Consider the following 14,045-nt stretch of genomic DNA (forward strand, 5'->3'; position numbering starts at 1 on the left):
CTGCGGACGAAGGTGGTCGGGATGGACGAGATGCTGAGCGAGCAGGACCGCAAGGCGTTGCTCGCGGCCGCGGTGCTGGCGCCGTCGATGCACAACACGCAGCCGTGGCGGTTCCGGTTCGCGGACCGGGCGGTCGAGGTGTACCGGGACCGGGAGCGCGAGCTGCCGGCGGAGGACCCGTCGCGGCGGATGCTGTTCGTGTCGCTCGGCGCGGCGATCTTCAACCTCCGGGTGGCCGCGGCCGCCCGGGGGATGGGGTCGGTGGTCAGGCATCTGGTCGATCAGCGGCGTCCGGATCTGGTCGCCGTCGTGGAGCTCGAGGCGGCGCCGAACGATCCGATGGCGGCGCTCGCGCCGTACCTGACCGAGCGCCGGACGAACCGGGAGCCGTTCACCGAGCAGCGGCTGCCGGCGCAACTGCGGGCCGAGCTCGACCTGTGCGCCCGCGCCGAGGGCGCGGTCCTGCAGTGGATCGACAAGCCGACCCGGCGCTGGTGGTTGCAGATGGCAACGAACGAGGCGGTGACCGCGGACGACGAGGACCCGGCGCGGACGGCCGAACGCCGGCGCTGGGTCGGTGGCGACCGGGCCGCCGACGGCGTCCCGTCGAGCGCGCTGGGTGCACGGGCCGCGGGCGGCCTCCCGGTCGTCCGGGACCTGGCCGCGACCGAGGCGGACGCGGCGCGGCCGGCGGCCGACTTCGAGCGGGAGCCGCAGTTGGCGGTGCTCGCGACCCGGTTCGACGGGCCGATCGAGTGGCTGCGCGCCGGGCAGGCCCTGGAGCACGTCCTGCTGGAGGCCACTGCCCGCGGGGTTTCGACCTCGATGCTGAACCAGGCGATCGAGCACGAGGAACTGCGCGGCGAGATCAACGATCCCCTCGGGCCGTGGCAGCGTCCGCAGTCGGTGATCCGGTTCGGGTACGGCACGCAGGTCCGGCCGACGCCGCGGCGCCCGGCCGCGGACGTGCTGCTCGGCGAGTGACGTGGGGCCCGGTGGTCCGCCGAGGTCGGGACCTTGGGCCCTGACCACGGGGGCGCCGGAGGTCCGAACCTGGTGTGCAGGGGAGCCGCAGGCAGGAGGGTTGTCATGAGTGCCGCCAAGCAACGGTCCGGGGAGCTGTGGGTGCTCATGCAGACGCGTCGGCTCGGGATCGGCCGCAACTCCATGCGGCGTCGGTCCGACAGGCTCGAGAGCACGCTGCTCTGGTGCGCGCTGATCGCTGCGCTGCTGATGCTTCCGATCGGAGCGGCGACCGGCAACGCCGTACGGAACACGCTCGACGCCTCGTCGCAGCGGCAGCGGGCGGCGCTGCACGAGGTGCGCGCGCAGACCCTGGAGAGCGCCGAGCACGACGTGCCGAGCGTGCCCGGGGACGTACTGACCGTCATCAAGGTCGGGTACGTCGACGCGCAGGGCGCCGAACGCGAGGGCTACACGACCGTCGTCCGCGGCACCAAGGCCGGCGTCGGCGTCACGGTGTGGCTCGACCGGTCCGGCGCCATCGTCGCCGCGCCGCGCTCGACGTCCGACGACGCGGCGTACGGCGCCACCGCCGGGACGTTCACCGTCTTCGGCTCGTGGTTGGTCCTGTGGGGCCTGTTCCGCCTCGCCAGGGTGCCGCTGGACCGTCGCCGCCTGCGGGCCTGGGACGCCGAGTGGAGGACGATCGCCCCACGCTGGCTGCGCGGCCAGAAATGAGTCGTGCGTCGCGTCAGCGGCGGCGCTGGATCCGGTCCATCGCGGACCGCACTGCGGTGTCGCTCGGCTGCGGCCAGAACACGTCCCACGCGTGGAAAACCAGGCCGATGCCCCAGCCGAACAGCGGGAAGGCCGGCCAGAAGAACCCTGCGCCGGTCAGGTACCAGATGACCACCAGGAACGTGTTCACCATCAGGTAGGCGAGGACGTGACCGGCCAGGTCACGACGCTTGCGCAGCTCCTCGACCGCCTGCTCGCGCAACTTCTCGTCGGCGTCGGCCGGCAGCGGCCGATCGACGACCTTCTCGTCCATCACTGCCTCCTTGCTCATCATCTCCACCGTGCGCCGCCGCCGGGCGGGCGGTCAGGGGAGCAAGAGGTGCCTTCGGCGGGACCTTCGGCCCTGCTGGTCCGGCCCGATCCGGTTCGACGCTGGCAATGACGGATGACGCACAGACAAACGGACGCAGGGGAGGACGTGATGAGTACGACGACGTACCCGGTCCGGGTGGACGGGGCACTCGACGACCGGCTGAATCGCTGGTTGTGGCTGGTGAAGTGGGTGCTGGTGATCCCGCACCTGTTCGTGCTGGCGGTGTTGTGGATCGCGTTCGCGCTGCTGAGCTTCGTGGCGTTCTTCGCGATCCTGTTCACCGGCCGGTACCCGCGCGGCATCTTCGAGTTCAACGTCGGGGTACTGCGCTGGTCGTGGCGGGTGCAGTTCTATGCGTACGGCGCTCTGGGCACGGACAAGTACCCGCCGTTCACGCTGGAGGACGTGCCGGACTACCCGGCGCACCTCGAGGTGAAGTACCCCGAGCACCTGTCGCGCGGTCTGGTGCTGGTGAAGTGGTGGTTGCTGGCGATCCCGCAGTACATCGTGGTCGCGTTCTTCGTCGGCAGCGGGACCTGGTTCGCGACGCAGGCGGACGACCGGGTCTGGGCGTGGAGCGGCGGGCTGGTGGGTCTGCTCGTCCTGGTGGCGGCGATCGTGCTGCTGTTCACCGGGCAGTACCCGCGCTCGGTCTTCGACCTGGTGCTCGGGATGAACCGCTGGGTGTTGCGGGTGGCGGCGTACGCCGGGTTGATGGTCGACCAGTACCCGCCGTTCCGCCTGGACATGGGCGGTGACGATCCCGGGACCACGAGGCTGCACGAGCCGCCGCCCGGCGGGCCGCCGCTCGCCGACCGGCCGCAGGACCGGCCGATCCAGTCCGGGCCGTCAGGCCCGCCGGGGCAGTCGGGGCCGCCGCCGGCGCAGCCCGGGCAGTCAGGGCCCCGCATGACGGCCGGACGGGTCGTCGCGCTGGTTCTCGGCATCGTCGTGACGCTGGCCTCGGTCGTCGGCCTGACCGTCGGCGGGACGCTGGCCTGGCTCGACGAGGGCCGCCGGGACTCGGCCGGCTTCGTCACCTCCGGCCGGGTGACGTTGAGCACCAGCGGCTACGCGCTGGTCAGCGAGAACATGACGATCGACGCCGGCGCGACGAACGTCCCACGCGACTGGTTCGGTGACGTCCGGGTCCGGGCGGCCTCCACCGAAGGCATCCCGGTGTTCGTCGGCCTGGCGAGGTCGGCGGACGTGCGGTCGTACCTGAGCGGCGTCGGCTACGCGACCGTCCGGTCGCTCGGCATGAACCGGCCGGCGTACGACGACCACGCCGGCGGTCCGCCGCCGGTGGCACCGACCGAGATCGACATCTGGCGGGTCCAGGCCTCCGGTCCGGGGGAGCAGTCGATCACCTGGCCGATCGACAACGGCGAGTGGACGCTCGTCGTGATGGCCGCCGACGGCAGTGGGAACGTCACGGTCCGCGCGGATGTCGGTGCGACCGCACCGGCGCTGGAGTGGGCCTGGATCGTCGTGCTCGTGAGCGCCGGACTGACGCTGCTGCTCGGGGTGGCCCTCGTGGTGCTCGCGGTCGTCCGGCGGCCGCAGCCGGGACCTTCGGCCCTGCAAGCGCCGCCGCCTCCGCCGATGCAATGAGAAGGACGAACACAGCCGACCGACGGAGGGGCCGATCATGAGCGTACGAGTGGGGATCAACGGGTTCGGGCGGATCGGGCGGGATTACCTGCGCTGTGTGCTCGAGCGCGGATCCAGCGGCATCGAGGTGGTGGCGGTCAACGACATCGCCTCGCCGGAGACGCTCGCGCACCTGCTCCGGTACGACTCGACGTACGGCCCCCTGAAGGTGGAGGTCGGTCACACCGGGAACACGATCACGGTCGGCGGCCGGCGGCTGCGCGCGACCGCCGAGCGTGATCCGGCCCGGCTGGACTGGGCCGCGGTCGGCGCCGACATCGTGATCGAGTCGACCGGGAAGTTCCGCACCCGCGACGGCGCCGGCGCGCACCTGATCGCCGGCGCCCGCAAGGTGATCCTGTCGGTGCCCGGCAAGGACGTCGACGCGACCGTCGTGCTCGGCGTGAACGAGGACGACTACGACCCGGCGGCGCACGACGTCGTCTCGAACGCCTCGTGCACGACGAACTGCGTGGCGCCGATGGTGTCGGTGCTGCACCGGGCGTTCGGCGTCGAGCGCGGGCTGATGACGACGATCCACAGTTACACCAACGACCAGGTGCTGCTGGACTCCCCGCACAAGGACCTGCGGCGCGGCCGGTCCGGTGCCGTCAACCTGATCCCGACCAGCACCGGCGCGGCCCGCGCGGTCGGGCTGGTGATCCCGGAGCTGGCCGGGAAGATCGACGGCGTCGCGGTCCGGGTGCCGATCGAGGACGGCTCGCTCACCGACCTCGCGGTCGAGGTCTCCCGGCCGGTCACGGTCGAGCAGGTGAACCAGGCGTTCGCCGAGGCCGCGGCCGGTCCGCTGAAGGGGATCCTGCGCTACACCACGGATCCGATCGTGTCGCGCGACATCGTCGGCGACCCGGCGTCGTGCATCTTCGACGCGCAGCTCACCCAGGTCCAGGACCACCTGGTCAAGGTCTTCGGTTGGTACGACAACGAGTGGGGCTACACGAGCCGTCTGGTCGACCTGACCGAGCTCGTCGGCGCCTCGCTCTGACCAGCAGCTCTGGAGGAGAGATGAACACCGAGTACGTCGTACGGCTCGACGGCGACTTCGGATCGGAGCGGATCGGAGTGAAGGCTGCCCGGCTGGCCGCATTGGCCGGCGAGGGCATCCGGGTGCCCGAGGGGTTCGCGCTGACCGCGGCGGCGTACCGGGAGTTCGTCCGCGAGACCCGGCTCGACCCGTTGATCGCGCAGTGGATCCGCCGCTTCCGGGCCGGCTGCGATCTGGTCGTGGCCGCCGCGGAGATCCGCTCGGCGTTCCGTGACGCGCCGATGCCGCCGGCAATCGCCGAGGAGATCCTGACCGCGTACGGCGAGCTGGGCGGCGACGGCACCGACGTCGCGGTCCGGTGCAGCCCCGTCGACGGGGCGGACGGCGTGCAGGACGAGGTGTTCCTGCACCTGCGCACCGGCGCGGACGTGGTCGCGGCCTGCCGGCGGTGCTTCGCGTCGCTGTTCGGCACGGTCGCCGTCGGCAACCGTGAGGCCATGGGCCTGGACCACCTCGAGGCCGTGATGCCGGTGACCGTACAGACCATGGTGCGTGCCGACCTCGGCGCCTCCGGTACGGCGCGGGGCGAGAGCACGTTCGTCCGGATCCGGGCGACCTGGGGTCTGGGCGAGCCGCCCGCCGGTGACGCCGACCTGTACTCGGTCCACCCCGGCGGCCGGCCGCTGATCGTGCGGCACCGCGGCGCCAAGCTGACCAAGGTCGTGTACGCCGACCCGCGCGGGACACGGACCGTTCCGACGACGTACGACGAGCGGATGGCCCTGGTGCTGACCGACGACGAGCTGCAGCAGATCGCCGCCTGGTCGGTGGCCGCCGACCAGCACTTCCGGCGCCCGATGGCGCTGGAGTGGGCCAAGGACGGGGTGACCGGGAGCCTCTTCGTGGTCGAGGTCCGTCCGTGGGCGGTGCCCACGGTGACCATCGCCGCGCGCGGCCGGTCCGCCGCCGTCCCGTGGCACGGGTGACGGCCGTGTTCGAGATCCGGATCCACGGCCGCGGCGGGCAGGGAGTGGTGACGACGGCCGAGCTGTTGTCGGTCGCCGCGTTCACCGAGGGCCGGCACGCGCAGGCGTTCCCGACCTTCGGCTCGGAACGCACCGGCGCTCCGGTCGTCGGGTTCTGCCGGATCGGCGACCGTCCGATCCGGACCCACGAACCGGTTGCGGAGCCGGACGCGCTGATCGTCCAGGACGCCACGCTGATCCATCACATCGACGTGTTCGGCGGCCTCCGCGACGACGGGTACCTGCTGATCAACACGTCCTGTTCGCTCGCGGAGCTCGGGCTGGATGCTTTCGTCCGGCGGTTCCGGCCCGGACGGGTGCTGACGGTGCCGGCCACCGAGCTGGCCCTGACCCATCTGGGCCGTCCGCTGCCCGGCGCCGTCCTGCTCGGCGCGTTCGCCGCGCTGACCGGGCAGGTGCGGCCGGAGTCGGTCGTCGCCGTCGTCCGGGAGCGCTTCGCCGGGCAGGTTGCCGAGGGCAACGTCGCGGCGGTTCGCGCGGCCTACGACCTGGCCCAGGCGACCCTCGAGGAGGCTGCTCATGCGCTCACAGATTGAGGGCTCGCGCGCGGTCGCGGAAACCGTCGCGCGCTGCCGTCCCGAAGTGATCTGCGCGTACCCGATCTCGCCGCAGACCCACATCGTGGAGGCGCTGAGCGGGATCGTCGCCTCCGGTGAGCTCGCGCCGTGCGAGTTCGTGAACGTCGAGTCGGAATTCGCCGCGATGTCCGTCGCGATCGGCGCGTCGGCGACCGGAGCCCGGGCGTACACCGCGACCGCCAGTCAGGGCCTGCTGTACATGGCGGAGGCGTTGTTCAACGCGTCGGGACTCGGCCTGCCGATCGTCATGACGGTGGCGAACCGGGCGATCGGCGCCCCGATCAACATCTGGAACGACCACAGCGACGCGATGTCGCAACGCGACTCCGGCTGGATCCAGCTGTACGCCGAGAGCAACCAGGAGGCGGCCGACCTGCACGTGCAGGCGTTCCGGATCGCCGAGGAGCTGTCGCTTCCGGTGATGGTGTGCATGGACGGGTTCGTGCTGACGCACGCGGTCGAGGGCGTCGACGTACCGTCGCAGGAGCAGGTCGACGCGATCCTGCCGCCGTACCGGCCGCGGCAGGTGCTCGATCCCGACGCCCCGATGACGATCGGCGCGATGGTCGGGCCGGACGCGTTCACGGAGGTCCGGTACCTCGCGCACCAGCGGCACCGGGAGGCGCTGACGGTGATTCCGAGGATCGCCGACGAGTTCGCGCAGGAGTTCTGGCGGAGCTCCGGCGGTCTGGTCCGGCCGTACGGATGTCTGGGCGCGGAGACGGTGGTGGTGGCGCTCGGCTCGGTGCTGGGCACGCTGAAGGACACCGTCGACGAGCTCCGCACGGAAGGTCTGAGCATCGGGGTGCTCGGTGTGACGACGTTCCGGCCGTTCCCGTCGAGCGCCGTGCGGGCCGTGCTGCGCGGCGCTCGCCGGGTGGTCGTGCTCGAGCGGGCGCTCGCGGTCGGGATGGGCGGCATCGTCGCCGCGGACGTGCGGGGGAGCGTGCCGGAGGCGTCGATCGCGACGGTGATCGCGGGCCTCGGCGGGCGGCCGGTGACGAAGGCGTCGCTGCGGGCGATGCTGACCGACGCCGCCGCCGGCCGTCTCGACCCGTTGACGTTCCTGGATCTCAAGGACGACGTGGTCGAGCGCGAACTGCGCCGTACGGGCTGAGCAGCGATCGGAGGAGGCATCATGCCTGCGGAACGGATCAAGTTCTACCAGACCGGCAGCTTCGCGGTCGGGAACCGGCTGCTCGCCCCCGACCAGCGCGCGGTACAGGCCGATGCCGGCCGTACGAACTCGCTGACCATGGGCCACCGCGCCTGTCAGGGCTGCGGTGAGGCGCTCGGCGCACGGTACGTGTTGGACGCGGTGATGCGTGCTGCCGGCAGCCGAGCGGTGACGGTGAACGCCACGGGCTGCCTGGAGGTCTTCTCGACGCCGTACCCCGAGTCGTCATGGCGGGTCGCGTGGCTGCATTCCCTGTTCGGCAACGCGCCCGCGGTGGCTACCGGTGTCGCCGCCGCTTTGAAGGCGAAGGGCCGGACCGACGTCCGCGTGGTCGGCCAGGGCGGTGACGGCGGCACGGTCGACATCGGTATGGCGTGCCTGTCCGGCATGTTCGAGCGCAACGACGACGTGCTGTACGTGTGCTACGACAACGGCGGCTACATGAACACCGGTGTGCAGCGGTCCGGGGCGACTCCGCACGGGGCCGTGACCACCACGACTCCGGCCGGGAACTCGTTCGGCCAGGGCAAGAGCCTTCCGCTGATCGCGATGGCGCACCGCATCCCGTACGTCGCCACCGCGACCGTCGCCGACCTGCGCGACCTGGAGTACAAGGTGACCAAGGCGATGGGGTACCACGGCGCGCGCTACCTGCACGTGCTCGTGCCGTGCCCGCTCGGCTGGCGGACCGCGTCCGACGAGACGATCCGGATCGCCCGGCTGGCCACCGAGACCGGGATCTTCCCGGTGTTCGAGGCCGTCGACGGTGAGGTGACGGACGTGACGCGGATCCGCCGGCTCCGCCCGGTGGTCGACTACCTGCGGCCGCAGGGCCGGTTCGCGCACCTGTTCGGCGACACCCCGCGCGACGACGTGATCAGCCGGATCCAGGCCGAGGCGGACCGCACCGTCCGCACCTTCGGCCTGACCGAACCCGACGAGGTGATGTAGATGCCTGAGGCAAACAGCGTGCACCCCTACGCGATCACGCTGGACGTCGGATCGAGCCTGGCGAACAAGACCGGGTCGTGGCGGACCGAGCGGCCGGTGTACCTGGACCGGATGCCGCCCTGCAACGACGCGTGCCCGGCCGGGGAGAACGTCCAGGAGTGGCTGGCGCACGCCGAGGAAGGCGACTACGAGGCCGCCTGGCGCCGGATCATGGTGGACAACCCGTTCCCGGCGGTCATGGGCCGGGTCTGCTACCGGCCGTGCGAGACCGCCTGCAACCGCGCGACGCTCGACGAACCGGTCGGGATCAACTCGGTCGAGCGGTTCCTGGGCGACGAGGCGATCAAGCAGGGCTGGTCCGTCGCGGTCGAGGCCGCGCCGACCGGCAAGCGGGTGCTGATCGTCGGCGCCGGCCCGTCCGGGCTCTCCGCGGCGTACCACCTGGCGCGGTTCGGCCACGAGGTGACGGTGTGGGACGACTCGCCGCAGGCCGGCGGCATGATGCGCTACGGCATCCCGTCGTACCGGCTGCCGCGGGACGTCGTCGACGCCGAGATCCGCCGGATCGCCGACCTCGGCGTCCGGCTCGAACTCGGCCGCGCGGTCACCGACCTGGACAGTGAACTGGACGCGTTCGACGCCGTGTTCCTGGCGGTCGGCGCGCACATCGGCCGCCGGGCCGACATCCCGGCCGGCGACTCCGCGCGCATCGTCGACGCGGTGTCGATGCTGGCCGGTCTGGAGAAGGGCGAGCGGCCGTTGCTGGGTCGACGGGTCGCGGTGTACGGCGGCGGCAACACCGCGATGGACGTCGCCCGGACCGCGCGCCGGCTCGGCGCCGCGGACGCGGTCGTGGTGTACCGGCGGACCCGCGAGCGGATGCCCGCGCACGACATCGAGGTCCGGGAGGCGCTCGAGGAAGGCGTCCGGATGCGCTGGCTGTCGACCATCGTGTATGCCGGGGGCGACCGGGTGCGGATCGAGAAGATGCGCCTCGACGAGTCCGGGTTCCCGCAGCCGACCGGCCAGTTCGAGGAGCTGGACGCGGACTCGGTGGTGCTCGCCCTCGGGCAGCAGGCCGACCTGGCGCTCGTCGCGGACCTTCCCGAGGTGACCGTCGACGACGGCGTGGTGCAAGTGGATGCCGCGATGATGACGGGCCGGGCGGGCTTGTTCGCGGGTGGCGACATGGTGCCCGGCGAACGGACCGTCACGGTGGCCGTCGGCCACGGGAAGCAGGCCGCGCGGAACATCGACGCGTGGCTGCGGGGCACGGCGTACCTGCATCCGGACCGGCCGGAGCTCGCGACGTACGAGCGGCTGAACACCTGGTACTACTCGGACGCGCCGGCGACCGTACGGCCGCAGCTGGACGTCGCGCGGCGGATCACGACGTTCGACGAGGTGACCGCCGGACTGACCGCCGAGACCGCACTGTTCGAGGCCCGGCGTTGCTTGTCGTGCGGCAACTGCCTGGAGTGCGACAACTGCTTCGGCGTCTGCCCCGACAACGCCGTCATCAAGCTCGGGCCCGGCAAGCGCTACGAGATCGACCTGGACTTCTGCAAGGGCTGCGGCCTCTGTGCCGCCGAGTGCCCGAGCGGAGCCATCACCATGATCCGCGAGCGTTCGTGACGGGCGCGGTGGAGCCGAGCAGGGCGTAGTGGCCGTCGTAGCGGGCGTAGAGGGCGTGAAGGCGGCCGGTGAACTTCTCGGTGAAGATGTCGACGGGCGCGCCGGTGAGGTCGAGCCGGGCGACGGCCTGCGGGATGGTGCTGCGCTCGGCGACGGCGAGTGCGATCGGGGGTGAGGTGGCCTCGAGGCCGAGCGGGTTCGGCCGGGACTGGAAGATCCGGTAGCGGCCGGGGCCGGAGCGCATCACGATGCTGTCCTGGCGGCTGTACTTCTCGCGGAACAGGTGGAAGCGGTAGTCCATCGCCTCCAGAACGGTGATCGCCTCGGCCGCCGTCATCGCCGTCGGGTGGCAGCCCTTGTGACGGGTCACGCGCCGGCCGGCCGGCGGCAGGAGCTCAGGCGGCGAGGGCGGCGGCAGGGTGGTGACCTGTTGCCGCAGGCACTCGGCGAGTGCGGACGGGAACAGGTGCAACTGCTCGATGGTGCGGGTCGCGAGCAGGCTGACGAGGTCGGACATCGTGGCGGCGGCGACCTGCGCCCGGACGCGATGCCCGCCGCTCAGCTGGATGTCGATCTGGGCGACCAGCGGCCGGAGCAGACCGGGCTCGGTCAAGCGGGTGAGTCGCACCCGGCTGTGCGGCGCCCAGGTCCCGAGGATCGGAGCCAGATGCTCGCGGACCACCGTCGCGGCGTCGGTCGGCAGGATCCCCGCCGTACTGACCGAGATCGCGGCGACCGCCCGCAGCGGTACCACGCGCAACGGCACCGTGCCATGACTCTCAGTGCTCATCGTCCCCCCTGATCTCGGCCACAGCCCCCACGGTCGCACCGCGCCCGCCCGGCGGGCAGGTCCGTTGGGCCCCGAAACAGGGCCGTTGGTCCCTGCCGCGACCGGCGTACCGGCGGTCAGGATCGTGTGCACGGCGAGAGGAGCTTCCGTGGACGGGTCCGGCAAGGTACGACGGTTGGAGGGGCGGCCGATCGTGGTCGGCTACGACGGCTCCGCGGCGAGTGACGCGGCGGCGCGCTGGGCCGCCGGGGCGGCGCAGCGGGTCGGGCGCCGGGTGCGGATGATCCATGTGATGCCCTGGCCGGCCCTGCGCGGCAGCGGCGGCACCGCGGTCGCCATCGGCACGGATGCCCTCGGGCGGGCGGCCGAGCGGCTGCTGGACAAGTCCTGCCGGGACATCCGTCACGAATACCCCGGCGTGCTGATCGACGCCGAGGTCGTGATCGGCGATCCGGTTCCGGTGCTGTTGCGGGAAGCCGCCGGCGCCTCGGTGCTGGTGCTCGGCTCCCGCGGTCTGGGCGAGCTGCGTGAGCTCGCCGGAGGGTCGGTGATGGCTCACATCGCCACCCACGCGACCAGCCCGGTCGTCGTCGTACCGGCGGACTGGCAGCCGCGGCCGGAAGGCCCGCGCCACGTGGTCGTCGGTGTCGACGGATCGGCGGAGAGCTGGAACGCGGTCGCGTTCGGATTCGAGTTCGCCGAGCAGACCGACGCCTCGGTCACGGCCGTGCTCGCCTGGCACGACCCGCAGAGCACAGGCCCCGGCGACATGCTGTTCCCGGTCCACGACCTCAACGCGCTGGAGGAGGACGGTGCCGTCCTGCTGAGCGAGGCGGTCGCCGGTCAGGCGGTCGACCATCCGGACGTGAAGGTCACCGAGACCGTTGTGCACGGGGCGCCCTCGAGGGTGCTGGAGGAGGAGTCGCGCGACGCCGATCTGCTCGTCGTCGGATCGCGCGGCCGAGGACGGATCCGTGGCTTCCTGCTCGGCTCGGTCAGCCGCGCCGTCCTGCACCACGCGACCTGCCCGGTGGCCGTGGTGCGCTGAACCGGCGCGCGTGGTCGTCGGCCCTACCCGGCACAGGACATTCGGCCCTGCTCGACGCGGACCGTAGGACCGATGCTGGACATATGAGGGCATCCGCCAGCGATCGACGGTCGATGTCGAATCTCATCGACCACTGGCTGGCCGACGGCCTGATCACGTCCGCGCAGGCTTCCCGGATGCGCGCCGAACTCGACGGCGTCCCGCGTCCCGTCGCGCACGACATTCCGGCCGAGGGCCGCGGGCGTACGTCCTTGGTGGTGGAAGCCCTGGCGTACCTCGGCGGCGTGATCGTGATGGTGGCCGCCGGCTTGATCAGTGCGCAGTACTGGAGCGAGCTGGGGGACACAGGTCAACTCGCCGTCGTCGGAGGTGCCGCGGCCGCGCTGTTGCTGGCCGGAGCCTTGGTCCCGGCCCACAGCGCTCCTGGTGTCCGGCTGCGGTCCGTGCTGTGGCTGCTGTGCACCGCAGGTACCGGAGCGTTCCTCGCGCTGTTCGCCGATATCGTCCTGGAGCTGGACGGCAGCGCGATCGGAATGGTCGCAGGTGGGGGAGCTGCCGCGCTCGCCGCGGTGCTCTGGTGGCGCCTGCCCGGCCTCGCGCAGCAGGCGGCCTTCTTCGTGGCCATGATGGTCACAGCCGGGGCGACCGTCGCCCAGCTGACCACCGGCCCGCACCTCCCGGGGCTGGCCGTCTGGACCACCGGAGGGATCTGGTTCCTGCTCGGGTGGTTCGGAACGGTGAGGCCGCGCCGCGAGGTCCAGGCGCTGGCGGCCGCCGCCGCGCTGATCGGCGCGTTGATGACACTGCCGACGAACGTCGGGATGGTGCTCGCACTGTGCACCGTCGTGGCCGTCGTGGTGCTGGCGGTGGTCGTCCGCGACCTGCTGCTGCTCGCGGTGGGTGCGCTCGGCGCCCTGAACGTCCTGCCGGTCGTGGTCAACGAGTGGTTCCCGGGCGAACTCGCGGCCCCGCTGGTGCTGCTGGTCGTCGGCGCCCTGCTCGTCACGGCCGCGGTCTACACAGCCAAGAGGGGAAAGGGCCACAACCGTGACTGAGCCCTCGATCGACGTCGACTGCCCGACAGTCCAAGGTCCCGGCGGAACCGGGCCCGTCGCCTCTGCCGTCCGGAATCCGGCGGGACGACAGTGGACGTGGGGTTGAGTGAGTGGGAGGTAAGCATCATGCAGACCAGGCCGGCTCTGAACGAACTCGGCTTGAACGCCGGCAAGAAGGCGCGGTTGCGGCGGATCCTTTTCGACCACGGCCTGCGCAACGGTACGGCGCTGTTCCTTCCGTACGACCAGGGTCTCGAGCACGGGCCGCGCGACTTCTTCGCGAACCCGGTCGCGTCGGACCCGGCGTACATCATGAAACTGGCGATCGCCGGTGAGTTCAACGGGGTCGCGCTGCAGATCGGACTGGCGGAGAAGTTCTTCTGGGACTACGCCGGTGAGATCCCGCTGATCCTGAAGCTGAACGGCAAGACCGACATCCCGCCGGACGCCGCCGCACTGTCCCCGGTGCACGCGAGCGTCGCGGACGCCGTCCGGCTGGGTGCGGACGCGGTCGGCTACACGCTGTACGTCGGATCGCCCGCGCAGGAGGCGGACTTCGCGCAGTACCGGACGATCCGTGCCGACGCCGAGCGGTTCGGTATGCCGCTGGTCGTGTGGGCGTATCCGCGAGGCTCGGCGATCGAGGCGAAGGGCGGCAAGGACTCGTTCTACGCCGTCGACTACGCCGCGCGGGTCGCGAGCGAGCTGGGCGCGGACGTGGTGAAGGTGAACTTCCCGCACCCGGACAAGCGCGACGCCGTCAAACCGCCGTACGAGGAGATCTTCTCGCCGCAGCAGGCGATCGACGGTGTGGTCCGCTCCGCCAACCGCACGCTGGTCCTGGTCTCCGGCGGCGAGCGGGCCGGCGACGACGCGATGTACCGCAAGGCCGAGCAGGCGATGGACGCCGGTGGCCTCGGCTGCATCTTCGGCCGCAACGTCTGGCAGCGCGGGTACGACGAGTCGCTGGCCTTCGTCGACGGCCTCAAGGAAATCCTCGTCCAGCACCCCAGTCGATGAAAGGAATGCCCG

14 protein-coding genes are annotated in these 14,045 nt (G+C 71.6%); 12 read left to right on the plus strand and 2 right to left on the minus strand.

The annotated features are described in order from the left end of the window. Nucleotides 1-21 precede the first annotated feature (21 nt). Both ABZX12_RS08245 and ABZX12_RS08250 read left to right on the plus strand, forming a co-directional pair. On the plus strand, nt 22-984 hold the full coding sequence (locus tag ABZX12_RS08245; protein ID WP_355691011.1) for a hypothetical protein: 963 nt from the start codon (nt 22-24) through the stop codon (nt 982-984). 105 nt (nt 985-1,089) lie between these two features. Next, complete coding sequence (locus ABZX12_RS08250; RefSeq protein ID WP_355691012.1) at nt 1,090-1,701, plus strand: hypothetical protein; 612 nt, start codon at nt 1,090-1,092, stop codon at nt 1,699-1,701. Nucleotides 1,702-1,714: 13 nt separating this feature from the next. Here ABZX12_RS08250 and ABZX12_RS08255 read toward each other — a convergent pair whose 3' ends face one another. After that, nucleotides 1,715-2,032, minus strand: coding sequence for a 2TM domain-containing protein (locus ABZX12_RS08255; protein ID WP_355691014.1), 318 nt, complete (start codon nt 2,030-2,032; stop codon nt 1,715-1,717). 150 nt (nt 2,033-2,182) lie between these two features. On the opposite strand from ABZX12_RS08255, the gene ABZX12_RS08260 reads away from it, so the two are divergent. From ABZX12_RS08260 to ABZX12_RS08290, 7 genes are read left to right on the plus strand one after another with little or no spacing between them, the layout of a single operon-like run. Beyond that, nucleotides 2,183-3,688, plus strand: a complete 1,506-nt coding sequence (locus ABZX12_RS08260) for a DUF4389 domain-containing protein (RefSeq protein WP_355691016.1) — start codon at nt 2,183-2,185, stop codon at nt 3,686-3,688. Nucleotides 3,689-3,725: 37 nt separating this feature from the next. Further along, on the plus strand, nt 3,726-4,733 hold the full coding sequence (gene gap, locus ABZX12_RS08265; protein WP_355691018.1) for a type I glyceraldehyde-3-phosphate dehydrogenase: 1,008 nt from the start codon (nt 3,726-3,728) through the stop codon (nt 4,731-4,733). 20 nt (nt 4,734-4,753) lie between these two features. Continuing rightward, the gene (locus ABZX12_RS08270; RefSeq protein ID WP_355691019.1) at nt 4,754-5,719 is read left to right on the plus strand and encodes a PEP/pyruvate-binding domain-containing protein; all 966 of its coding nucleotides are present in this window, start codon (nt 4,754-4,756) and stop codon (nt 5,717-5,719) included. After that, nucleotides 5,716-6,315 (plus strand): 2-oxoacid:acceptor oxidoreductase family protein, encoded by a 600-nt coding sequence (locus tag ABZX12_RS08275; RefSeq protein WP_355691021.1) that lies wholly within the window; start codon nt 5,716-5,718, stop codon nt 6,313-6,315. The genes ABZX12_RS08270 and ABZX12_RS08275 overlap by 4 nt, the downstream gene beginning before the upstream one ends. Beyond that, entirely contained in the window at nt 6,299-7,474 is a 1,176-nt protein-coding gene (locus ABZX12_RS08280; protein WP_355691023.1) for a transketolase C-terminal domain-containing protein, read from the plus strand. Before ABZX12_RS08275 ends, ABZX12_RS08280 begins: the two co-directional genes overlap by 17 nt. Before the next feature lie 21 nt (nt 7,475-7,495). Further along, nucleotides 7,496-8,485 (plus strand): thiamine pyrophosphate-dependent enzyme, encoded by a 990-nt coding sequence (locus ABZX12_RS08285; RefSeq protein ID WP_355691025.1) that lies wholly within the window; start codon nt 7,496-7,498, stop codon nt 8,483-8,485. Next, nucleotides 8,486-10,120: an NAD(P)-binding protein gene (locus ABZX12_RS08290; RefSeq protein WP_355691026.1), complete on the plus strand. Its 1,635-nt coding sequence runs from the start codon at nt 8,486-8,488 to the stop codon at nt 10,118-10,120. It abuts the gene before it with no gap. On the opposite strand, the gene ABZX12_RS08295 is transcribed toward ABZX12_RS08290, so the two are convergent. Further along, nucleotides 10,095-10,910, minus strand: coding sequence for a sigma 54 modulation/S30EA ribosomal C-terminal domain-containing protein (locus tag ABZX12_RS08295; RefSeq protein ID WP_355691027.1), 816 nt, complete (start codon nt 10,908-10,910; stop codon nt 10,095-10,097). The two genes, ABZX12_RS08290 and ABZX12_RS08295, sit on opposite strands and share 26 nt — an antisense overlap. A 148-nt stretch (nt 10,911-11,058) precedes the next feature. On the opposite strand from ABZX12_RS08295, the gene ABZX12_RS08300 reads away from it, so the two are divergent. From ABZX12_RS08300 to ABZX12_RS08310, 3 genes are all read left to right on the plus strand, one after another. Further along, complete coding sequence (locus tag ABZX12_RS08300) at nt 11,059-11,958, plus strand: universal stress protein (protein ID WP_355691029.1); 900 nt, start codon at nt 11,059-11,061, stop codon at nt 11,956-11,958. A 113-nt stretch (nt 11,959-12,071) separates the two neighbouring features. Beyond that, nucleotides 12,072-13,013: a DUF2157 domain-containing protein gene (locus tag ABZX12_RS08305; protein ID WP_355691030.1), complete on the plus strand. Its 942-nt coding sequence runs from the start codon at nt 12,072-12,074 to the stop codon at nt 13,011-13,013. Between the two features lie 126 nt (nt 13,014-13,139). Continuing rightward, a complete protein-coding gene (locus ABZX12_RS08310; protein ID WP_355691031.1) occupies nt 13,140-14,033 on the plus strand; it encodes a fructose-bisphosphate aldolase in 894 nt (297 codons plus the stop codon). Nucleotides 14,034-14,045 lie beyond the last annotated feature (12 nt).

Origin of the sequence: Kribbella sp. NPDC003505 (genome assembly GCF_040610875.1) — a bacterium.
Lineage (GTDB): Bacteria > Actinomycetota > Actinomycetes > Propionibacteriales > Kribbellaceae > Kribbella.